This is a genomic window from Clostridium sp. DMHC 10, assembly GCF_001270375.1.
In the GTDB taxonomy this organism is placed as follows: domain Bacteria; phylum Bacillota; class Clostridia; order Clostridiales; family Clostridiaceae; genus Clostridium_S; species Clostridium_S guangxiense.
In genome coordinates, this window is sequence record NZ_LGVB01000015.1 from 509,848 (window position 1) to 532,042 (window position 22,195).

Here is a 22,195-nt window from a genome sequence, read left to right on the forward strand (position 1 = left end):
ATATTTATTTAATATCATACCACAATTTACAAAAGACCAGCAAACTAAATTGCCAGTCTTCTCAAATCAAACATGGATACAATTTCGTCAATTCCTTTTTTTCTGTAATTATTCAAAGTTTTTTCACTGACTGAATTTTTTCTTGAAATGTCTTTCCATTGGAGTCCTTCAAAAAACATCTCCTTTACTACTTCCCTTATATTAGGTTCAAGCCTATCTATGCAATAATTCAATCTTGATATTTCAAGTTCAGAAACTTTTATCATTTTATAAATTTCTTCTCTGCTTTCTTTATTCATGCGTTTTGCAGCTTCTTTATAAATCAAAGCTATTTTACAGGTTTTATCAGAAACACTGTTACTTTGAATTTTTTCATCACTTACTGAAGAAAAATTAAGTGATTCTATAACTTCATTTTCTTCAATATCTTTATAAACTTTATATTCAAATTTAAGTTGTTCTATATCTTTCAATATCTCCCTGTAATTTTTCAAAAGATACTCCACATATTCTCTAGTTTCCACACTCTCATCCCCTAATCATTAATTTTACTAAGTCTTGCTTTTACCGCCTGAAGTAGTGCTTCCTGTCCTACTTCCTTATTTTGAAGTGCTTTCATTACATCTTCATCCATAGTTCCTTTTGCTACAAGATGATGTATAATAACATTTTCCTTTTGACCTTGCCTATATAACCTTGCATTAGCTTGCTGATATAATTCCAAGCTCCACGTAAGTCCAAACCAAACTATTATGTTTCCTCCTGCCTGAAGATTAAGTCCATGTCCTGCTGATGCTGGATGAACTAGCATTATAGGAATTTCTCCTCTATTCCAGGCTTTAATATCATCTGATGTTTTTAATTCTTTTGCTTTAAAATACTTCTGAAGCCTATCTCTATCATGTTTATAAGAATAAAATATAAGTACTGGTTTTCCGTTTGCAACTTCAATAATGTCTTCTAGCGCTTTAAGTTTTTCATCATGAATTTCTAAGGCATCACCATTTTCATCATAGACAGCTCCATTTGCCATTTGAAGTAATTTATTTGTAAGTACAGCTGCATTATTTGCAACTATATCCGAATCCTTAAGCGGAAGAAGTAAATCTTTTTCTAATTGCCTGTACTTATCCATAGCTGTCTTTGATAAATTAATTTTTATTATGTTATTTATTCTCTCAGGAAGTTTTAAATAATCCTCTGATTTAATGCTCACACATATATCTTTTAATTTTTCATAAATGTTTTCTTTTGCACCTTCTTTAGGCTTATAGCTAAAAATTACATTTTGATTTCTCTTATCTGGTAAAAAATATCTTTCTCTATATCCCGTTATTGTTTTTCCAAGTCTTTCTCCACCATCTAGAAGATAAATTTCTGACCATAAATCCATAAGTCCATTTGGTGCTGGTGTTCCTGTAAGTCCTACAATTCTTTTAGGTCTAACTTTTTTTAACGCCCTAAACCTTTGAGATTTTGAAGATTTAAAACTTGAAAGTTCATCTATAACAACCATATCAAAAGGCCAGTCCTTGCCATAATACTTTACAAGCCACACCACATTTTCTCTATTTATAACATAAATATCTGCCCTATGATTTAATGCTGATATTCGTCCTTTTTCTGATCCTAGCACCTTTGATATTTTTAAATACCCTAGGTGATCCCATTTTTCACTTTCACTACTCCAGGTATCTTCTGCTACTCTAAGTGGAGCTATGACCAAAACCCTTATAACATCAAAATAATCATACATAAGTTCACCTATCGCTGTAAGTGTTACTACAGTTTTTCCAAGCCCCATGTCCATCAAGAGTCCAACTTTTTCTTTATCTAAAATCCACTTCGTAGCATATTCCTGATAACTGTGTGGTTTATAAATCACACTATCATATCCTCCATAAAATCCTTAATTCCTTGTATTGAATCTATTAAATAAACTTTAAAACCTAACGTTTCGAACTGCTTTTTTCTTTTAAGCTGCAGCGGTCTCATTTTCTTTTTTGGTGCCTTAAGCTCTACAAAGACCACTTTTCCATTTGGCATTAAAACAACTCTATCTGGTACACCTGCCATACCCGGTGATACAAACTTTAGTGCCAGTCCTCCACGCTTTTCAACTTCAAGTTTTAATCTACTCTCAATTTCACTTTCTAACATCTCTTGCCTTCTTTCAAATGTATCCATAGTATCCTTAACAGACCATTTTCCTTACGCGGGCGTATATATAGATTATGTGTATATAGGTATTTCTATATTTTATATACATCTATATAATAATAGGGATATATAAGATACGAAGTGAGCTAAGCCCTTATGTTTACTAATTTCAAACGGTATCCTTAAACGTATCTATACCAAGTTTTTATGGATATTAAGGATACCTTTAATTCTATAAATTTAATGATTATAGAAAAATAATATTTTAAGGGATACATGGATACTCAATTAAAAATTATATTAATTGACACTTACAGATACCCTATTTTCCTTAAGGATACGTTTCCCTTATAAATGCTCTTTGGAGTCCGTAGTTTCTCCCAAATTTAAGTCTTCCAGTTCCCTTAGAATATTCCTTCCACCCTTCAATTTTTCTCAAAATGTCATTAATCTCTCTTGCTTGAATAGGTGACAGTTGTTTTGGATCTGCTTGAAAAAGCTCTACCCATATTTCCATTGCACATACTTTGTCCCTTTGAACAGTACCTTCTTTAGCTTCACCAAAATCAGTACCATGGATAAATAGCCTTCGAGCTCCTATATCAAGTTTGCCCCAATCTTTAGGTAACAACCTATCAAGGTATTCTCTAATTAATCCTTCCTTGGAACTTTCCTCTGTATGCTGTTCTTGAACTTTAACAGCTTCTTTTTCTATATCAGGCGAAAGGAATAAACCTTCTCCATTTCTCCAAAGTGTCAAAGTTTCCGCCCATATTTGATCTATTTCATCTTGACTCAGTTCTTTCCATAAATTTTTATTACTTTTATTTATTGCTACAACTACAGGCCAATAACGTCTATTTCCTGTTTTATCTCTTAAGAAATCATTATCATTGGTAGTTCCAAAGAATACGCACTGCCTTGGGAACTTGGTTACACGCTTACCATAAGCAACTCTGTAAATATCCTCTCTTTTAGATATAAAATGTTTTACTGCTTCAGTTTCTGCTTTTTTAGTTGCAGAAAGTTCTGCCATTTCAATAATCCAGGCATCTTGAAGTTGTTCATAGGCTTCTTTACCCTGCACTGTATTTAAAGAATCTGAATACCAATTTTGCCCTAGTAAACTTATAATATGACTTTTCCCTATTCCCTGTTTGCCAACTAAAACAAGCATATAATCAAACTTTATTCCAGGTACAAATACACGAGCAACTGCTGCAACTATAGCTTTTCTTGTTACTGTTCTTGTATAAGAAGTATCTTCTGCACCAAGATAATCAATGAATAAAGTTTCAACTCTTTTTTGACCATCCCATTTAATTTCTTCAAGATAATCTCTAATTGGATGATATTTATTTTTTTCCTCTACAATTAATAAGGCATCGCTTATTTTTGTAGGTGAAGTTATTCCGTATACTTTTTCAATATAATATCTTAAGGCAGCATCATCGCTATCTTTCCAAGGATCACCTTCGGCTGTATTTTTTAATCTGTGCCATGGAAGATTTCCTCTTATAATTGTTCTATGTGAAAACTCATTTAGAGCTATTTTTTCTTTTAAATATGGATCATTTTCAAGAATCAAAACTATATTGCCTATTGTAGGCTTATAAAAGCCTCTTTTATCAACTTCAAGAAGCTTCAGCCATTCCGTATCAGTAACTTCTGAATCATCAATTTCTATAAAATCTTCTTTTGCTGTACTTAACTTTTCTTGTCCAATAGTCTGTTTTACTTCCTCGTCTTTTCTGCTAAAATCCATCATAGCTTGATAAGAAGGTAACTTTACCACTGGTGTTCCTCCCTTAACATCTTCATCCAATTCTCCAAATTTATGAAGCCTTACTAAATCAAATGCATTACAAAGCTTTCCTGATGCTGGATCTGTTCCATGATGAGAATAAGCAAAATCACCGTTTTCATAAATAACAAGGCCTCCTGATGTTGAACCTTTAACATATGTGTACCTGTTTTCATCAGCACAAGGTACATAAGTATCACTTAAAAACTTTTCAATAGCATCCACTACAGAATAAGTCCTACAAAATGCACCTACAATGCCACCCTTTTCTCTTGGATTTCCCTGTTTATCTGCTGACTTTTCTCTAATTTTTATACTTCTTGAAGACTCAGGCCAAAAACTTGTATCCTGCCAATTTTCATATCTACTTAAAATATCATCTGGATTTAGCCATTCTTCATCTTGATATTTAAAAATAAATTCTCCATTTTGTGACGTAGAAGGCCAGTACATAAGTCTTGAAGGTTCATAAGTTGTATCATCAAAGTAATCTATTCCTATATCAGCTGCAATTCTTCTAGATACCGCTCCATATTCTTCAGGAGTCACAGTTCTGCTTAATGGAATAACTAATCTAAACCTTGGTTTATCCTTACTGTGTTTATGAGTTGTATATATGCAGCAGCCAAAATCAAATAACATTTCTATTGTATCCCACAGTCCATTTTGCCCATAATCAGCATCTAAAGTGAGAATACTTCTACTTAAAACTGCAGCACTTTTTCTTCTGCCATCTTTTAAAGCTCCACCAACAAAGCCTCCAACATCTTTTATGTCATCTTGTTCATTTTTAGATAATTTTTTATATTCCTCATAGTTTTCAGGTGTTCTTGTAGTTTTACTTACTCTATCTAAAAACTCTGACCACTTCATCTCTTTATTTTTCCAATTCAATTCTTTGCGATTTCTGCCTACAGCAATTTTAATAATTCCATCGTGTTTCAATCATATTCACCTCCAAAATTAATGTCTAACCTAGATATATCGCTTCAACTAAAAAATTTATGTGCACCAAAATGCTGACAAAATAGCATTTTGTTACAAATAAATTTTAAGTTTCAAGGTATATATCTTTAATCTTTCTTATAGTAATCCGTTTCAAAACCTGCTGCTTTTAATGGAAGTCCCTTTGCCCATTCAATGGATTCTCCCATAATTTCATTTACCTCTTCTAAAGAACCAAACCCTTTAGGCACATCTAATATAACTTCATCATGAACATGAAATACTATTTTATATCCTGCTTTATCTAGTCTAAGCATAGCCTCAGCTAAACAATCTCTTGCAATTGCTTGAACTATATTTTCCGTAAGTTTTCCTCCATAAGTGCTGAGTCTGCCCCATACCTTAGTTCCCTGTTCTATTCCTTCATAAGTTAGTTCGGGTTTGTTAAATCTAATATCTTCCTCAATTCTAGGTCTTACATAAGCAAGACTTCTTCCAGAAGGCAGCTTAATAAATAAAAATCCTCCATTACATGAAAACTCAAGTCCATATTGCATTTTTACTACTTTATTTTCTTCTACTGATTTTATTGCTGCACTCTCAATTTTCTTCCACAATCTCACTATATTAGAATTTGATTTTCTCCAAGCTGCTACTATACTTGGAAGTTCTTCTTCCTTTAATCCCATCTTTACAGCACCCATAGCTATAAGTGCACCAGAACTTCCTTGATAACCGCAGGCAAGAGTTGCAACTTTACCTTTTTGCCTGAGTGCATATTCAGGATTTCCCTTCGATATCTTTTCAATAGGCACTCCAAACATTCTACTTGCTGTCATTTCATAAATCTTTCCACTGCTTTTAAAAGTATCTATAACCCACTTTTCTCCTGCAAGCCATGCTATGACTCTAGCTTCAATGGCACTAAAGTCTGATACTATAAATCTTGAATTAGCCGATGGAATAAAAGCGGTTCTTATAAGTTCAGATAAAACCTCTGGTACGCTGTTAAATAGAACTTCCAGCATTTCATAATTTCCTGATTTAAGAAGTACGCGAGCATCTTCTAAATTATCCATACTGTTTCTTGGTAAGTTTTGAGTCTGAACTAATTTTCCTGACCAGCGGCCAGTCCGATTTGCTCCATAAAATTTCATAAGTCCCCGTACTCTTTCATCCCTGCACTTAGCTCTTGCCATAGCTTCATATTTTTTAACAGAGGTTTTAGATAATTCTTGCCTAAGCTCAAGTGCTCTTTTAACCTTATCATCTTCTACTTCTTCTAATAATTCCTTTACTTTTTCTTTTGATAAACTTTTGACTTTTATTCCGTTAGTTTCAAGCCAACCTTTTAACTGCGCACTACTATTAGGATTTTCAAGTCCTGTTAAAGTTACAGCTTCTTTCATTTTTTTATTTTGATAGGCTTTGTCAGACTTTATAGCATTATGAACTAAGGCTTTATCTATTTTTACTCCTGCATCATTTATTTTTTGGTCCAAAGCCCAAAGCTGCCATTCCTTTTCTGTTACTGGATACCTCTCTAACTTTTTTCTTATAGCTCTTTCAACTTCTACATCCTGTTTACAATAAGTTTTAAATATCTCCCATTTTCCTATATCCTGCTCCGGTAAATTGCGAGTTCTTCCACAATTAGCTTTAGTAGGTTTGCATGGCATAGAAAAATATCTGATAAGAGCCTTTCCTTCATTCATTTTTTGTTGCTCTAAATTCATGCATTTAGCAACTCCTTCAAGACTTGCTTTAAGACCTAATTCAAGTGAATGAACAGCACTACATCTCCACTCTTCAGGCTGCATAGGTTTATTTAGATATTTTGCTAGACATGTTCTTTCAAAGTTAGCATTAAAAGCTGTTTTTATAAGCTTAGGATTTGTTAAATCATATTCTATATTTTGTGGTAACTTTTCATCACAAGCTAAATCTATTATTTGAACAGGTTCATCATCATAGGCATAAGCAAATAATAATATTTCAAAATCTTCTGCCTCTGTGTATGCATAAACTCCACATTTTGTAATATCAACACTCGAATAGGTTTCTATATCAATGGCCAGCAAAATAATCATCCCCTATAAATTAAGGGAGATTTCTCTCCCCCTAAAAAATTAATCTAAAAAGTTATCTTCTACTGCATCAAAGTCATCTTCAGCTCTACTATGTCCACCAAGTGGATCTCCATCTTCTAATTTTTGAAGGTTTTGAAGTCCACAGGCTATACCTTTATTTCCATTAGCATTGTAAGCATAAAATGTAATGCTGGCTCTTCCATAGCAACCGCTGTAAAACTCACTTTGATCTAGTATAGTTTGTACATTTTTGTCTACTATTCCAGGCTTTGTATTACTATTTGCATTTATAAAATAGCTATCAGCATAGGATTCATCATCTGCTCTATCAACATCTCCATCTCTAAGTGGTGTTTTTAAATTAGCTGGTATTTTTCCTCCAAGTTTTGCTGTTCCTTCTTTTTTAGCTTCTTCAATAGCTTCTTTTACTTTTTTAAGTGTATCCTTATCAGATTTAGGTATTATCAAACTTACTGAATACTTTGGATCACTTCCATTAATACTTTTAGGCTCCCACACATTTGCATAACTAAATCTTACTTTTCCTGTAACAATTTTCATGAATAATTCCTCCCTAATTTTTAAAATCTGCTTCTGCAGTATTATTAATTTCTGGTCTTTTGTCACTTTCAACTACTAATGTCAGTTTCCCTTTAGGCTTCATAACTAAGCTACCTATCAAATCTTTAAATTTCTTTTTACCTATAGCTTTTTCCATAGCTGTAATACCTAATAAGGATTTAGAATATATAACATCTTCTGTGTATCCTGCCTCTATTAAAGTCTTAGCAGTAGCTTCTTCATCACTGTATTTTCTAATACTTCTGCCCTCTACTAATTTAAAGCCTTCCCATTTCTTATTTTCATTTATAGCTTTATCTAAGGCATATGCCTGTATATCAGACGCCCATTTTTGAAATTCATCTATTCTAGATAGTATTTCACTTATCTCATCTTCACTTAAAAGAGGAGCTTTTTTAAAATCATATTGTGCCATTTTCATGTTTTCATCTGACCTTGCCCTGCAGTTAAATCTAGCTCTGCAGAATCTACAATGCTCACCTGCACAAAATTCTCCCTCACCTTTTATAGCCAAGGCTGCTTTTGGTTTCACCGTATCATCTGCCCACTTCTTCAGTTCATCCACTGTAATTTCAAAAGTTGATATGTTATCAAGTCTTGGCTGCACTATTGTCATTCTTATATTTTCAATATCATAAAGACTGTCAAATAAATTTAAAGCTCCTATAGCATATAACATCATTTGAGGATTATTAACTGCAGATACTTCAACACCTTTTCCATACTTTAAATCCACTATATCAAGTATTCCATCGGCTACAATAACAAGGTCTCCTGTGCCAAAGCCTTCTGGCACACAAGAACTAAAATCAAGTTTTTGCTCCACAAGAATAATTGGATCTTTTGATCTGATTTTTGCCTCTGATATAAGTCCACAACCATATTCAAAATAAATGTCTGTATAATACTCTAGTTCCTTTAAATCAAATTCACTTTTTGGCTTTTTAATCTTTATTCCAAGATATTTTTTCAGCTTATATTCAGCTAGCTCGTGTGCAGCAGTACCTTCTTCTGCAAAAGCACTGCTTTCATTTTTAAAATTTTCTTCTAAAAGAGCCGATGGAGTACATACAAGCCATCTATGAGAATTTGACGCTGATAAAAGTGCATGTTCAGCCATTTCTAAATCACCTCAGCTTCTTTTAAGAGTTCACTGTATTTTTCTTGTGAAATATCTGTTAGTTTTTTACCTCCAAATTTTTTTTATGAGTGCTTTCACTTCCTGCTGCTTGCCATTTTGTGAAAGCTTTGCAAGTACTCCTCTTACTTCTTCTAAAGTTACTGTTTTAGGTTTTTCTTCTTTTTGAACTTTTTTCTTTTGGTGCTTGTACTTCTTTAGGCTTTATCTCATGCTCCTCTTTTATTTCTGCTCCTGTTCTCACTTGTAGCATCGCATCTGCTAAAGCTAATAAAGAATTCATAATATCTGGTGAATCAACTCTAACTGTAATATTAATATCCATTTATAACACTTCTTCCTTTTAATTTTTATTTGTTTCAAACAAAGTATCTATTGTTTCATTTGGAAATATTCTTAATAAGCCGCTTGCCACCTTACGTCCAACACCTCTCTTTCCACTAAGAACCCTGCTTATAGTTCCTTTAGATACATTGGCTTTAACTGCTAGTTTATTCTGTGATAAGCCATTTATCTCCATTAGTTCTTTCAATTTATCAGAATTTAAATTCATAAGCTCCCCTCCCTTAGTTATCTGTTAAGCTTGTCAGCTAACTTGCTAACATAATGACAAAAAAATAAATATATAAGAAACATCAACCTGTATAATTTTTAAATAAATCAGCTATTTGCTTCTCATAAAATTTGTAGGACATTGAATTTTTACAAAAGCAAATAGCGATTTACTAATAACAATTAGTATATTGCCAATTGTACTGTTTTTTCTCTTATAAATCTTAATTGACTGAGTCTTATTGAAGCAGCTGTTACTGAAACTCCAAATACTCTAGAAACTTTTTTGCTATTTCAATTGCAATTTCATCAGTTTCAAAGTCTTGTCCTAATATTATATAATCACCCTTAATTCTAAACTTTTTAAATATTTCACTTGTTACCACTTTAAACATCTTTTTTGGCATAAGCAAGCAAGATGCCATATAGTTAGCCTGCCACTCCATCCAATCATTATTCGTTTTAAAAGTTCTCCTTGATGCATAATTTTCAAAGCTCCTTTTAAAACATTTTATTGATGGCATTTCTTTACCATTTATACTATCCCAAAAACCAAATTGATCTCTCTTTGCTTTAAACATTTCCCTATGCAATATCCAATGCCCAGCTTCATGACCACTGGTAAAATTATATCTTCCTTCTTGATTTTCAGTAAGTAATGAATTATCAATAATTACAGTACCTTTTTTTACGTATATATTTCTTATTTTCTTGCTTTCAGAATCATATACATTTAGAAATCCATTATCAAAGGCTGTTAAACCAAGAATACTTCCATCTTGTGTTATATCCTTATAATCCATATCTAACTTCAAATAATTTTCTAAGAATTCATCAATAGGAGTCTGCATAGGTTCTTTCAATATTTGAGGATTGAAATCCCACAAATACATTTCAGCAATTTCTTCTATGTCACTTTTGTATAGTAATGGTAAGCCATCTTTTTTTCTTGGGATACTTACATCCACTAAATCTTTTTCCCCCTATCATTTAGCTTTTTAACAAATTCATCCCAATCTTCTTCCGTTGCAACTTCCTTAGCTTTCCTAAGTGCTACCCTAACTTTTTCTGATGACATAATATACTCTGGAAGATCAGGCGATATTGTATTTTTACCTTCACCGGCTAAATCAAACATTGTATGTTTTTCATCCTCAGTTAATTTTAAAATTTCAGCTATTTGTAAGAGTTTCTCCATGTCTGGTGGATATCTTCTGCCTTTTTCAATATCACTGAGATATGCGGGTGCAATTCCTAGTTCTGAGGCCATTCCTCTTAAGGTTATTCCGAGTGCCTTCCTTTTATCTGCAATATAATTTCCGAAACCTAATATATTATTCATTTCAATCCCCTTCTAAACAAATTAGCGTGTTCGCATATCTGATAACATTATTGTATAGGAAACAGTTTCCATTGTCAATATGTTTTTTACAATTTATTCAATTTTTTATATTTTAATGTATATTTCTAAAACATAATATTTTTAAATTTTCCTTCTTCGATTTGTAAAATAGACTTTTCATAAATTTTCTTTAATTTGCACATCTTAATAGTAAAAACACAAATATCATCAATTACTACTGGTTCTACAATATCAGCATACTCTTTTATAATATTCTCCATAAATTCTATATCTGTATTGTCAATGAAATCATTTTGACTAAAATTCAATAAGGCTAGCTCATGTATTAATTCATCCTTTTTATATTTAATTAATTCATATTTATTTTTATCCATATATAAATTTAATTTTTCGATAATTAAAGCAAGAATTTGATAATTAGGTTCCGCCTCAAGTTCTACATTATCCTTTAAATATATAAATCCTTTCTTGTGTAAATTTTTCGCTATTTTTATAGTTTCCTTAAGTTTTTTTTCCATAAAAATCACCTTCACTTATTATATATGCATAGCATTTAGAAAATTCAGTAATTTTATAAAAAATTTATGTACACAATAAAAAACAAGGGTATTTATATTATTGTACAAATTCTACCCTTGTTTTCTATTTATCTTATTCTATTTCATTTTCCAAAGACAACATTTTCTCCTGTCTCATGTCATGTAAAGTCTTATCACTGTCTTTGATCATAGCCCAAGAATAAATTCTGATTGTAGACCATCCAGTAACCTTTTGCCCCCATTTATTGAATGTAATTTTTTCACCATTAAAATCAACATACTTAGCATCAACAACCGTTGCTTCTGAATTCTCAGAGTTCTTAATTACAACAATGTCTCCACTTTTAATTATTCCCCATTCAAAAAGCTTATCCATTCCTGGAAGTTTAGTTCTTATAATTGGTGTTAATTCAAAACAACTAATATCTACATTATTAGCTATAAACCAAGCTGCGGCTTATAATGTTTGATTGTCAAATGAAGAAGCTATAAGTATTATTCTCTGTTTTGAATTTAAAGTTTTAACAGCATTATTTTTTTAGAAAACCATTTAGTTTGTTCATTTTAACAATGAAAGTGTAAACATCATCAATTAAATAATTTTCATTAACGTTTAATAAGGCAAGTTCATCTTCATCATCTCTAATTAATTCATTTTCCACTTTATCCATATATAAGTTTAGATTCTAGCAAGTATCTGATAATTAGGCTCTGCAACAAGTTCTACACTGTCCTTTAAATATATGAGTCCTTTCTTATGTAAGCTTTTTGCTATTTTTATAGTATCCTTAAGTTTTTTATCCATAAAAAATCTTTAACTATGTTCTTAGACGTTCACTATATTATTTTAGATAATATAGTTGTAAAATTAAAGATACCTTGGAATTAGTATGTTTCAATATAAACTATGTGTATCCTTGAAAACATCTGCACCTGAGATACAGGCAAACTACTTTGCATCAGCAGAATTTCTTATCCCAGATAATAATTTTTTTAAGTTAGCAGTTGAAAAATATACCTATGATCACATAGCTAGTGTAATAGGCATGCATACCGAGCTTGCTATTACTGATTCACTAAATCAATTACATATTTCAACCATGATAAATTAAATATTTTTTATCCCACTATTTTAATATAAGTGTTAGTAATTGTCTTCTTACCTACTATAAACTAATCTAATGAATATCCATTCGTGAATTGTTTATATTATAAACTATAATATCAATTTGATTTTTCCACTCAGGTGCCTCACGCCCTTCTTTTGCTTCAAAGCACATATTAAATAGATTTATTACGTTATCAGGGTGAGCTTTATCATTTTCAAATATTTCTTTAAAGAAGAAAGAAAACTGCCCTAATGTTAATGGTACAATTTTTAATGCCATTTTCTCATCTTGTGGAGTATACCAAACTCCAATTCTAAAAGTTTCTGCTGTATTTGAATCAATTTTATTAGCAATGAATATTCCATACACAGGCTTGTCCTTATGTAAAACAAGATCTGCAACATGCCTACGAACTGGTTCACCTTCCATAGCTTCTTGCCTTGAATTTGTCGACATTGTAACTTCAACCACGATGATATAATCTTCAAATTCAAAAATCATATCTGGACCCCCGCCAGGCGCAGTGCCTACTGGTAAATAATCTTGATCTATACTAAATCCTCTAGCTTCATATGGTTTATTAGATATATGATCTATTGCTAAAAAAGCTCTCCATAAAACCCATTCTAAATATGCTGCCGCCTCGGATTTAGGCACTTTAATTGTACAATCTTCATTTAATTCTTTTTCCTTTCCATTGTTAACAATTAGTAAATTCATATACTCATAAATTTCTTTCCAATCTTTATGCTGCCTTTTAGAATATTCATCTTCCTTGAATTTATCGATATCCCTTTTTAAACTATTTCGAACCATATTTACGTTTGCAGCTGAATTAAGCGGCACATCAGGAATTACATATGGAATATTATATGTTTTTAATTCTGTAATTAAATCTTGTAAAACTCTATTTGCTGTTTCAACATTATCTGTTGGCAATGGTGCACCATTACACAATTTATTATATCGTTCTTTTAATGGCTCTGTGCTTGTAACTTTTCTACTAAGTTCAAATGCTAGAGTACGATATTCAGGTACAATACATATTCCTCTTCCTGCTCTCTTAACAATTCCTGAAGACACAATATAGCGTAGATTCATATCAGCATAATCTTTAAAATTCACTTTCGATTTCAAATAATGAATCCATACTAAATCAATTAATTCACGATCGTATTTTTTCTTGTTATCTGCTTTCTTTCTATTTTGCCTTATATTTAAAATATTCTCTACAACTTTATTAATATCATAACTAGGGTTTGTTGTTTGAACGCACGTTGCAAATTCAATAAAATTAAGCTTTGTATCCCCTGTACTTTCCTCCAACTTAAACATTACTGCAAGCACCCATAAAAATGGTGAATACGTAAGTTCTTCAGTTAGTTTTTCCATTGGCACCGTTAACCCGCGCAAAAAACACTCCTGTTGTGCTAAAATAGTATCTGCATTATAAAATGTTTTTCCTATAGGCGTTATATCATCTACAATTCCCAATTCATTTTGAGAAAAACCATCCTTTAAAGTTACTTCCGGATATGCAAACCCGTACTTATTAAACATAAGTCTATATTTACGGGTTATACTTGCATCCTTATCTTTATTTATATCCCCACCTATTTCTCCTACATTAAATAACAATTTTTTAAATGCAACCTGATCCTTTGGTTCCCGTAATTTTCCTACCAAATTAGATTCTACATATACTTTAAACCCACTAGGTATACGCCATGGATTTCTCATGCCAGTATTACCAATTAACCATATGTCTATTGGTTCTTTTACTATTCTAACTTCTTTAACTATTTTTTCTTTTGTCTTTTCACCTTCTTTATATTTAACTTTCTTTTTTTCAATTACCTCGTAAACACCAGGTTCTATCTCATTTATGTTTTCCTTCCCCATTATTATACCCCACAAAAATATATTCTTTTACGTTATTGCGTGTTGTATTAGTTCGTGTTCCAAAACTATACTTATAATCTACAGGTACAACATTAACATTTTCTTTATAACGTTTCAATAAATTTACCATCTCCTCCATAGTCGGCAAACTATTTGATGAGTAAGAAACTATAAGTATGCTATTTTTATGCTTTTTAAAAATGCTATCAAATGCCTCTGCAGCACCATTCTTTGTTGAAAATGGTGTCGGATATGACTTAAACTTCTTGGTTAGTGTATTCTCTTGAATTTCTACCCCTTCCCAATCTCTTGCAAGTCCTTCAACAAAATGATATCGACGTACATACTCGTTATCAGATTTCGGAGTATAATACGGTGGATCAATATAAACCAAATCCGCCTTTTTTTCATTTCTATCGAATCCATATTGTATGATTTATTTCTTTTTTTGTTATTAAAGACTGCATTGTTAATAACTTCAACAGCTTCCAAAAACTGCTCTTTGAACGTTTTTTTGTAAATCTCTCCTTCCATCATTATAACGATCTCCTACATAAGTAAAAATTCCTCTAGGACGTTTTTTTTGTGCATGCTCGTATTAAAGCTTCCATAGCAATTGCTCTTTGGTATTCATTTTCTATTTTCTTAATATTTGACCTTAGAATATCAATAAATTGATTATCTTCATCACTATAGTAAATTCCTTTAAATGTTTCTGAAACAAAGTTATTAACATTACCATTGGATATTAGCAATTCTTTTGCTTTTTCTATTGGAAGAATCACTTTATTATTCTCTATTAATGCCTTCGTAATTACTGCAGACATTGTCATATAATCATTACTAATTACTCGCTTTCCCTGCGCCTTATACATATAACTTACTATTCCAGAACCTGAAAAAAGATCTATAACTGAATCAAACTCAAATTTAGATGAATTCTTCCATATTTGTCCTATTAGTTTACTTTTAGACCCCATATATCTCGTTGAAGGAAATTTTGTTACTTGCTCCGATAATTCCATGTTGTTATTAGTTTGGATATGCTGTGACAATAATATCTTCTCCTGTTCTTCCATTACTCTTGCTATTAATACTTCGTTTGGTCTGGATAATGTCTATCTTAAAATCTTTATAAAGTTCATGTATCAAAGGATGGTTTGAATTTGTTAGTAATACATAACATCCTTTTTCATATAATCGATGTACTTGTTGCGCAAGATTAACTTGATCTTGTTCATAAAATTGCTCTTTTGTATATCGTTTAAAATCTGAGTAATTAGATATTGGCATATACGGTGGATCTAAAAAAATAAAATCCCCTTCAGTTGCATACGTTTCTAAAACTTCCAAATAATCTCCGCATATAATTGTAGTATTTTTAAGAACTTCAGCAGCTGCATGAAGTTTATCTGGATTACATATAGTTGGATTTTTATACCTTCCAAAAGGCGTATTAAATTTTCCTTTCTTATTCAGGCGATATAATCCATTAAAGCAAGTCTTGTTCAAATAAAGCATTCTCGCTGCTGCTTCAATTGGAGCGCACTCTAACCAATCTTTGGCTCTAACTTCATAATACATCTCTTCAGTATTTTTGTACACCTGTAGTTCTTCTATAACTTGATCACAATTTGCTGCTAACTGTTTATATAAATTTATAAGTTCCGGATTGGAATCTGCAATAATAGATTTAGAATACCCTAATTTGAAAAACAACGCTCCTCCACCTATAAAAGGTTCGATATATTTTTCATATTTTTTAGGAACCCTTGGAATTATCTCATTAAACATTTGTGTTTTTCCCCCTGCCCATTTTAGAACTGGGGTTACAGACTTACCTTCATCTACATTACTATTTGATCTTCTCCAATTTATATATTTTCCTGTTTTCACACGATTATCTTTTGGGTATTCAGCCCCAGTTGGAATAGCCCACATATTTCCAAACTTTTCTATTCCCTCTATTTTTTTTCATTACATAAAGTTTGAATTCTTCTAATCGATAATTGCCATTTTTCAGAGGCTTCTTTTATTGTCATGTACTCCACGATATTCACCCTGTTCCAAACACACCACTAAAAGTAAATCAGTAGTATGTTTTAAATTATAGTAATATTCATCTTATTATAAGCGTCCTTACGCCAAATGTCAATTTACAACTACTTTCTTTATAGGTGTTTTCAGTCTTTTACTATAAACTTTTTTAGTTTCTACTATCACTAATCACAAGCCAACTAATATCCTAAAACTTATTCACTATATATTATTTATTATAAAATACACAACACAATTTACTATTCTAACTTCCCATTTAATAATTTTATTTAACCTAAAAAAAGAGATAGAATTAAATAATTCCACCTCAATCTTAACTTTTTTAATCTTTTTAAATACACTTAAAATTTCTATTTATACATATAGCTCCAACATATTTAATTCATCTCATAAGCCCTATCAATGTATTCCTTAGCTTTTTCAAAATCCCTAACATCTTTTATTGTAATTTCTAAATCCCCAGTTCCCCAATGTCCAATTTTAGTTACATCTCTTGTAAAACCATCTTCAATAGCAATATCTTTAGGCTCTAATCTTAAATATAAGACTATACTTTTCATCTTAACTTCTACACATATAATATTTTTTATCTTCTTGAATACACTATACAATTTTAATTTATTTTCAGTAACATCATCACCAAGAGCCAATATGTAATCCCTAATAGAATAGTATAATCCTCTTATTTTTTCACTTGTTGCTTCTAATTGATCATCAAAATTCTTATCATTACTTTGCGGCTTTGTTACTTTATCTCCATCAATATCCTTAAGTCTTGTAGCAACATTAGAATTTATTAAATCAAACATCAATAAATCATCACCAAATTTTTTATATCTAATAAGATCTATGTTTCTATTTATTTGCTTCACAGCATACTCATCGTATTTAGTAAAATCTCCTGCTATGCAAATGAGACGTGGCATGGTCCAATCTAATTTATCTGAACATTCTTTTCCTAATGTTTTCATAACTAAAAGTTGAAAATCAGCCTTATGATCTAAAAGCCAGTCTAAATAAAACAGTCCTTGATTTATTACATTTTCATTGCTAGCTCTTTTATATTCAAAAATTACAGGACAATTATTCTCATCTATTCCTAGGCTATCCATACGCCCACCATTGGAAGTTGTATATTCACTTTTGAGAAATGTAACGCCAAAAAATACAGACATGTTTTTTTCAATTAATGTCTGCAATGCTCTTTCTAGTGTAGCCCATTTAGCTGGTAATTCTTCTACTTTACCATTTATTTTAAATAATTTTATATCAGACATTTTAACAGCTCCTAACCATATTTCACATAAATATTATAACATAGGTATTTCCGATTCATAGTGATACATTAAATTATATCCATTTTTCGTATATAAAAAAAGCCCCTGAGTGTAAATAAACACATCAGGAGCTTTAATTAGTATATTACCTAATTCTTATTTTCTTCCTGTTTCCTACCCACGTCCAAGGAAACATGTAAGATTTTTTTAACTTTCTAAACTTAACTTTATCAATGTCTCTAACTGTGTTTTCTTTCTAGCCTTACTACCGTCTCCACGTGTGTCGTGTTCTGTATAGGAACACACTTTTTCATCTTTTGAATCACCATTAAATTTTACCACATCTTTACCTTTTAATGAATGGCTCATGCCAGAATTAAATATGAATGTTAGCATATATGGATCTTTATTTCCTTCTTCATCCGTTCCACCTAATATTATTTTATTAACTGCACTTTCAAAAACTACTCTATCAAATTCTCTTATAGGCTTATTGCTATCAAAAACTTTTCTAAAACTTTCAATTCGTTTTTTTACATCAATATTATCTTCATTTACAAGTTCTGCTTCATCTCTTTGAGCTTTAAGTTTTTCTAACTCAGTTGATAGTTCTGTATATTTAAGTTCATAAGTATCTTTGTCTATCATTTCATCTATTCTCATATCAACTAATTTTCTAATCTTATTTTCTATAGAAGAAACTTCTCTTTGAAGCTTTTTTAATTCTTTTATAGAATTAGTAGCATTAATTGTATTTTCTACTGTTTCCATAAATTCTTCTACTATTTCTTTATTTTGAAGACAAAACATATTAAATGCTTCAAGAAATGCATTTTCTATTATCTTTTCATCTATTCCTTTACTATCTGGGCAGTATTTCTTACCTTTTTTAGTTGATACTACACAATGCCAAATGGTCTTTTCATGAGAAGTATTACTATGCCATCTTCTTCTTGTAGCAGTTCCTCCACAGAAACCACATTCTATTTTACTGCTAAATGCAAACTGCCTGCTATATTTTTCTTTTCTTCCCATGTTGCTGCTTCCTGAACTTCTCTTATTTAATATCTTCTGAGCTTCATTAAACATTTCTTCTGAAATAATTGCTTCGTGATGGGAGTTAATATAGTATTTTTCTTCTTCTCCCATATTATCAAGCCTTCTATGGGATATTGGATCAACTGTAAAAGTCTTACCTAGCAGTAAATCGCCTTTGTATTTTTCATTTTTAATAATACCTCTTACAGAACCATCATTCCAATTTGTACTTCCTTTTTTTGTTTTATACTTTAATTTAGTAAGCTCTTTTGCTATTACAAAACAACCTGCACCTTCCACATATCTTTGAAAAATGTATCTAACCGTCTTAGCTTCTTCTTCATTTATTGTAATTACTTTATTTATTGGATCGTAGTCATACCCTAAACAACCATTGAATCCAACCATTTCTCCTCTTTTCATTTTCATCTTCAATCCCATTTTTACATTAGCTGAAATAGATTCGCTTTCTTGTTGAGCTAAAGAACTTAAAATAACCAGCAGCATTTCACCATTCATTGTTAGTGTATTGATATTTTCCTTTTCAAATAAGATTGCAACATTATGTTCTTTAAGAAGTCTTACATATTTTAATGTATCTAAAGTGTTTCTTGCAAATCTGGATATTGATTTAGTTATTATTAAATCAATCTTCCCATCTACCGCATCATTTATCATTCTTTGAAAATCTAATCTTTTATCTGTCTGCGTTCCACTAATCGCTTCATCTGCATATATATCAACAAGTGCCCAATCCAGCTTATTTTCTACCATATTTCTATAATGTTCTACTTGGGAATTATAACTACTTAATTGTTCTTCTGAATCCGTACTTACTCTGCAATAAGCAGCTACTCTTAATCTTTCAATAACCTTTGCGTTTTTTCTATTGACTCTGCTTGTATTAGCTTTTATCACCTGAACATCTGCCATATGAATCGCTCCTTCAAAACATGTATTCCTATAACTTATTAGTTACTATTATATGACTCCTATCATGTTTTTTCAAGCGCTGACCATACTAATCTTATATTTTTTCATTAATTCATTTTTTATTGCTACAAATTCTTTATTTGATATCAAATTTAACTTTAATAGTTGACTTAACATTGCAAGCTGAACACTATATTTCATGTTATTATCCATATAATAATATCCCCCTTACTTCTTCTAATCAAAATAACAGGCAAAAAATTGAAAACTAACTAATTCTTCTTTGCCTGTTATTTATAAATACAATTTGTGTTTGTTAATTTTTAATATAGAGAAAGCAGCTACTCCTGTAACTACTTTATATTGCTATAAAAAATATTCTTCTCTTTTAACTTTCTTAAAAAATCTTCTCACATCATCAAGAGAATCTGTTATCCTGTATTCATTAAGAGCTTGAAGCACTCTTTTTCTGTACTTCCCTTTTAAGCTTACTCTATAATCAAGTATTGAAATAACACCTGTATCCGTCTCACATCTTATAAGCCTTCCCATACCTTGCTTTAGCTTTATTAGCATTTCTGGAAACACAATGTGCTTTATAAATTCCTTTAGCTCCTCATACTGCATTTTTTTATGTTCATAAATAGGTGTAGGTGTTGGGAAAGGCAAATTCACAATTATAAGTGATGATAAAATATCTCCAGGACAGTCAACGCCTTCCCAAAAGGAACCAGTTGCAAATAAAACACCGTTTTTGCTCCTTTTATAAGCATCAACGATGTTCTTCTCACTTTTATCCATCTTAAATAATGGATATTTTATTTTAGTTTTTGTTAATTCATAAACCTTTGACAACAGTGAATAGGCTGTAAATAGAACTACTGCATGTCCAAAAGATGCATCTATAAGTCTTAAAATTTCATCTGCTATGGCTGAAATATATTCCTCACTTTGCTTATCTGGATAAGGTATGTTTTCACTAATATATAGTAAGGTATTATTTTTATAGTCATAGGGTGATGAATAACTAACTTCACTTAGCTTATTACTGTAGCTCATATCTATTCCTGAAGTGCTTTTAAAATAATTAAAGCCTCTATCATCTGAAAGTGTACCTGATGTTAGTATCTTAGGCACTCTATTTTTCCATAGAACCTTATAAAGCTGTTTTTCCATATCCGTTGGAATAGAGCAAATAGAAATTAATCTTTCACTTTGTGGATTTTCAAGCCAATAAATTATATTAACCGACCCATGAAATATTTCTATAACTTCTCTTAAATTTTCAATCATTAACTCAAGCTGTCTATTTTTTTCAATATCAGCTTTACAATATAGACTTATCTTATCAAGTTTTAAAATGATATTTCCAAGTATTTTTCTTTCATATGCTCCAAGTTTAATTCTAATCTGTGAACTATCTTCCTCAAGCTCAATGTTTTTTAACTGATTTAAAAGACCTTGATAGAACTTTTTAGCCTCCAGAGATAAATCATCTAAATAGCCTTTTTGCACTGTCAAATATGCTTTATTTCCCTTCATTTTACTTTTTAAAACATTAACAATAATAAGTACATCTTCATAAGAAAATCTTTTTTCAAAAATTTGAATGGCAGCATCCATTAATTTATGTGCTTCATCAATTATTGCTAATGAATGCTCTGGCATAAGACTTGTCTTTCCTTTATATCTTTTAATTGCATCGGCTATATAGTAGTTATGATTACAAACTTGAAAATCATGGGTTGATGATTTTACATATTTCATAAGTTCTATATACCTACAATTTTCATAAAAAGGACAACTATAATTACAACCTTTAGGTACATTTATCTTTTGTACTATATGATTTTTAAGCCCCTTATACTCATCTAAATCTATTGAAATTTCTCCTATTTTTAAACCTATTAATTTATTAAGCAGTTCCTTATCAATATCCTTATCACTGCTTTTCAAATAGTTCATTATTCTCTTAAATCTTAATATACAAAAATAATGTTCTTTACCTTTTCTTAAAACTGCACTTAATGGCTTATCTATAATCTTATTATCAACTAAAATTTTTGATAGAACTGGTACATAGTTCTTAATTATGGCATTCTGTAACTCAATACTTGATGTTGATATTATTGAAACTGATTTCTTCTCACCTGTTTTATAAAGTGAATATACTATAGAGGCTACTAAATATGCATAGGTCTTACCAGTACCTACCCCTGCTTCACAGATTAAAATATTATTATTTTTTATACCATCAAATATTTTTTTAGATAGTTCAATTTGGTTATCTCTTACTATAAATCCATTTCCGCACATAAGCCTTTTGAAAATGAATTCAATCATTTCTTTAGGCTCCAATGGGAAATTTTCTCTTTCCTTTTTCATTTTCTTCTCCTCATATCTCCTTGACAGCACAAGGATACGGTGGAATTTATTCCACCGCATAGTTTCTGCTGTCAAGCAGTTTATTTATCTTATAAAAATAATTTCTTCTAAATTAATGTGCATCATATTTGTTCTCAACACCCCTGACACCTTCGGACATATATCAAGTTGCTTTTGGATAAGCATCATATAAGCTGCCATGCTATAAGTTCTCAAGCCAAAGGAGCGTTATCCCATCATTCCTTGTGGGCTGCCCAATGCCGATAAGCGTTCAAGGCAGAAGTATCATTATTTATCCCTTTGCCTATCATCGCAATTAG

Annotated in this window: 24 protein-coding genes; 1 reads left to right on the top strand and 23 read right to left on the bottom strand. The window is 31.0% G+C overall.

Going from position 1 to position 22,195, the window contains the following annotated elements; genetic code table 11:
* Positions 1 to 44 precede the first annotated feature (44 nt).
* The 15 genes from AGR56_RS04305 to AGR56_RS22575 all read right to left on the bottom strand — a co-directional run bounded on the left by AGR56_RS04305 (position 45) and on the right by AGR56_RS22575 (position 11,978).
* On the bottom strand, positions 45 to 524 hold the full coding sequence (locus AGR56_RS04305) for a hypothetical protein (RefSeq protein ID WP_053241261.1): 480 nt from the start codon (positions 522 to 524) through the stop codon (positions 45 to 47).
* An 11-nt stretch (positions 525 to 535) separates the two neighbouring features.
* On the bottom strand, positions 536 to 1,885 hold the full coding sequence (locus AGR56_RS04310) for a DEAD/DEAH box helicase (RefSeq protein ID WP_053241262.1): 1,350 nt from the start codon (positions 1,883 to 1,885) through the stop codon (positions 536 to 538).
* Complete coding sequence (locus AGR56_RS04315) at positions 1,882 to 2,160, bottom strand: VRR-NUC domain-containing protein (protein WP_053241263.1); 279 nt, start codon at positions 2,158 to 2,160, stop codon at positions 1,882 to 1,884. Before AGR56_RS04315 ends, AGR56_RS04310 begins: the two co-directional genes overlap by 4 nt.
* A gap of 331 nt (positions 2,161 to 2,491) precedes the next feature.
* A complete protein-coding gene (locus tag AGR56_RS04320) occupies positions 2,492 to 4,909 on the bottom strand; it encodes a virulence-associated E family protein (RefSeq protein ID WP_053241264.1) in 2,418 nt (805 codons plus the stop codon).
* 128 nt (positions 4,910 to 5,037) lie between these two features.
* Complete coding sequence (locus AGR56_RS04325; RefSeq protein WP_198149937.1) at positions 5,038 to 6,999, bottom strand: DNA polymerase; 1,962 nt, start codon at positions 6,997 to 6,999, stop codon at positions 5,038 to 5,040.
* A gap of 39 nt (positions 7,000 to 7,038) precedes the next feature.
* Complete coding sequence (locus AGR56_RS04330; protein ID WP_053241265.1) at positions 7,039 to 7,560, bottom strand: DUF2815 family protein; 522 nt, start codon at positions 7,558 to 7,560, stop codon at positions 7,039 to 7,041.
* Positions 7,561 to 7,573: 13 nt separating this feature from the next.
* A complete protein-coding gene (locus tag AGR56_RS04335; protein ID WP_053241266.1) occupies positions 7,574 to 8,701 on the bottom strand; it encodes a DUF2800 domain-containing protein in 1,128 nt (375 codons plus the stop codon).
* Positions 8,702 to 8,867: 166 nt separating this feature from the next.
* A complete protein-coding gene (locus AGR56_RS21360; RefSeq protein ID WP_242851314.1) occupies positions 8,868 to 9,044 on the bottom strand; it encodes a hypothetical protein in 177 nt (58 codons plus the stop codon).
* Positions 9,045 to 9,062: 18 nt separating this feature from the next.
* Entirely contained in the window at positions 9,063 to 9,272 is a 210-nt protein-coding gene (locus AGR56_RS04345; RefSeq protein ID WP_053241267.1) for a helix-turn-helix transcriptional regulator, read from the bottom strand.
* A gap of 253 nt (positions 9,273 to 9,525) precedes the next feature.
* Entirely contained in the window at positions 9,526 to 10,239 is a 714-nt protein-coding gene (locus AGR56_RS04350) for an ImmA/IrrE family metallo-endopeptidase (RefSeq protein ID WP_053241268.1), read from the bottom strand.
* Positions 10,239 to 10,613, bottom strand: coding sequence for a helix-turn-helix transcriptional regulator (locus tag AGR56_RS04355; RefSeq protein ID WP_053241269.1), 375 nt, complete (start codon positions 10,611 to 10,613; stop codon positions 10,239 to 10,241). Before AGR56_RS04355 ends, AGR56_RS04350 begins: the two co-directional genes overlap by 1 nt.
* 125 nt (positions 10,614 to 10,738) lie before the next feature.
* Entirely contained in the window at positions 10,739 to 11,152 is a 414-nt protein-coding gene (locus AGR56_RS04360) for a hypothetical protein (protein ID WP_053241270.1), read from the bottom strand.
* 133 nt (positions 11,153 to 11,285) lie between these two features.
* Positions 11,286 to 11,549, bottom strand: coding sequence for a hypothetical protein (locus tag AGR56_RS04365; RefSeq protein ID WP_053241271.1), 264 nt, complete (start codon positions 11,547 to 11,549; stop codon positions 11,286 to 11,288).
* A 154-nt stretch (positions 11,550 to 11,703) separates the two neighbouring features.
* Entirely contained in the window at positions 11,704 to 11,844 is a 141-nt protein-coding gene (locus AGR56_RS20035) for a hypothetical protein (protein WP_157055660.1), read from the bottom strand.
* 8 nt (positions 11,845 to 11,852) lie between these two features.
* On the bottom strand, positions 11,853 to 11,978 hold the full coding sequence (locus tag AGR56_RS22575) for a hypothetical protein (protein ID WP_278279574.1): 126 nt from the start codon (positions 11,976 to 11,978) through the stop codon (positions 11,853 to 11,855).
* Positions 11,979 to 12,090: 112 nt separating this feature from the next.
* Between AGR56_RS22575 and AGR56_RS04370 the strand changes: the two genes are divergently transcribed.
* Positions 12,091 to 12,285 (top strand): hypothetical protein, encoded by a 195-nt coding sequence (locus AGR56_RS04370; RefSeq protein ID WP_207642161.1) that lies wholly within the window; start codon positions 12,091 to 12,093, stop codon positions 12,283 to 12,285.
* A 66-nt stretch (positions 12,286 to 12,351) separates the two neighbouring features.
* On the opposite strand, the gene AGR56_RS04375 is transcribed toward AGR56_RS04370, so the two are convergent.
* The 8 genes from AGR56_RS04375 to AGR56_RS04395 all read right to left on the bottom strand — a co-directional run bounded on the left by AGR56_RS04375 (position 12,352) and on the right by AGR56_RS04395 (position 21,875).
* Positions 12,352 to 14,184: an AlwI family type II restriction endonuclease gene (locus AGR56_RS04375; RefSeq protein WP_053241273.1), complete on the bottom strand. Its 1,833-nt coding sequence runs from the start codon at positions 14,182 to 14,184 to the stop codon at positions 12,352 to 12,354.
* Complete coding sequence (locus AGR56_RS20670; protein ID WP_084756867.1) at positions 14,162 to 14,578, bottom strand: hypothetical protein; 417 nt, start codon at positions 14,576 to 14,578, stop codon at positions 14,162 to 14,164. The genes AGR56_RS04375 and AGR56_RS20670 overlap by 23 nt, the downstream gene beginning before the upstream one ends.
* 175 nt (positions 14,579 to 14,753) lie before the next feature.
* The gene (locus AGR56_RS20675; protein WP_198150100.1) at positions 14,754 to 15,239 is read right to left on the bottom strand and encodes a DNA adenine methylase; all 486 of its coding nucleotides are present in this window, start codon (positions 15,237 to 15,239) and stop codon (positions 14,754 to 14,756) included.
* Positions 15,217 to 16,125, bottom strand: a complete 909-nt coding sequence (locus AGR56_RS21365) for a DNA adenine methylase (RefSeq protein WP_347460389.1) — start codon at positions 16,123 to 16,125, stop codon at positions 15,217 to 15,219. Before AGR56_RS21365 ends, AGR56_RS20675 begins: the two co-directional genes overlap by 23 nt.
* A 494-nt stretch (positions 16,126 to 16,619) precedes the next feature.
* Positions 16,620 to 17,519 (bottom strand): DUF5655 domain-containing protein, encoded by a 900-nt coding sequence (locus AGR56_RS04385; RefSeq protein ID WP_053241274.1) that lies wholly within the window; start codon positions 17,517 to 17,519, stop codon positions 16,620 to 16,622.
* Between the two features lie 207 nt (positions 17,520 to 17,726).
* Positions 17,727 to 19,490 (bottom strand): recombinase family protein, encoded by a 1,764-nt coding sequence (locus AGR56_RS04390; protein ID WP_053241275.1) that lies wholly within the window; start codon positions 19,488 to 19,490, stop codon positions 17,727 to 17,729.
* 72 nt (positions 19,491 to 19,562) lie between these two features.
* On the bottom strand, positions 19,563 to 19,703 hold the full coding sequence (locus AGR56_RS20685; RefSeq protein WP_164880674.1) for an SHOCT domain-containing protein: 141 nt from the start codon (positions 19,701 to 19,703) through the stop codon (positions 19,563 to 19,565).
* A gap of 153 nt (positions 19,704 to 19,856) precedes the next feature.
* Positions 19,857 to 21,875, bottom strand: coding sequence for an ATP-dependent DNA helicase (locus tag AGR56_RS04395; RefSeq protein ID WP_053241276.1), 2,019 nt, complete (start codon positions 21,873 to 21,875; stop codon positions 19,857 to 19,859).
* Positions 21,876 to 22,195: the final 320 nt, after the last annotated feature.

Coding starts and splice junctions, on each gene's coding strand:
- AGR56_RS22575 (WP_278279574.1), bottom strand. CDS start 11,978: ATGGATAAAAAACTTAAGGATACTATAAAAATAGCAAAAAGCTTACAT.
- AGR56_RS04375 (WP_053241273.1), bottom strand. CDS start 14,184: ATGGGGAAGGAAAACATAAATGAGATAGAACCTGGTGTTTACGAGGTA.
- AGR56_RS04385 (WP_053241274.1), bottom strand. CDS start 17,519: ATGTCTGATATAAAATTATTTAAAATAAATGGTAAAGTAGAAGAATTA.
- AGR56_RS04330 (WP_053241265.1), bottom strand. CDS start 7,560: ATGAAAATTGTTACAGGAAAAGTAAGATTTAGTTATGCAAATGTGTGG.
- AGR56_RS04325 (WP_198149937.1), bottom strand. CDS start 6,999: ATGATTATTTTGCTGGCCATTGATATAGAAACCTATTCGAGTGTTGAT.
- AGR56_RS20685 (WP_164880674.1), bottom strand. CDS start 19,703: ATGGATAATAACATGAAATATAGTGTTCAGCTTGCAATGTTAAGTCAA.
- AGR56_RS04395 (WP_053241276.1), bottom strand. CDS start 21,875: ATGAAAAAGGAAAGAGAAAATTTCCCATTGGAGCCTAAAGAAATGATT.
- AGR56_RS21360 (WP_242851314.1), bottom strand. CDS start 9,044: ATGGATATTAATATTACAGTTAGAGTTGATTCACCAGATATTATGAAT.
- AGR56_RS04360 (WP_053241270.1), bottom strand. CDS start 11,152: ATGGAAAAAAAACTTAAGGAAACTATAAAAATAGCGAAAAATTTACAC.
- AGR56_RS04345 (WP_053241267.1), bottom strand. CDS start 9,272: ATGAATTTAAATTCTGATAAATTGAAAGAACTAATGGAGATAAATGGC.
- AGR56_RS04365 (WP_053241271.1), bottom strand. CDS start 11,549: ATGGATAAGCTTTTTGAATGGGGAATAATTAAAAGTGGAGACATTGTT.
- AGR56_RS04335 (WP_053241266.1), bottom strand. CDS start 8,701: ATGGCTGAACATGCACTTTTATCAGCGTCAAATTCTCATAGATGGCTT.
- AGR56_RS20035 (WP_157055660.1), bottom strand. CDS start 11,844: ATGGATAAAGTGGAAAATGAATTAATTAGAGATGATGAAGATGAACTT.
- AGR56_RS04355 (WP_053241269.1), bottom strand. CDS start 10,613: ATGAATAATATATTAGGTTTCGGAAATTATATTGCAGATAAAAGGAAG.
- AGR56_RS04390 (WP_053241275.1), bottom strand. CDS start 19,490: ATGGCAGATGTTCAGGTGATAAAAGCTAATACAAGCAGAGTCAATAGA.
- AGR56_RS04315 (WP_053241263.1), bottom strand. CDS start 2,160: ATGTTAGAAAGTGAAATTGAGAGTAGATTAAAACTTGAAGTTGAAAAG.
- AGR56_RS21365 (WP_347460389.1), bottom strand. CDS start 16,125: ATGTGGGCTATTCCAACTGGGGCTGAATACCCAAAAGATAATCGTGTG.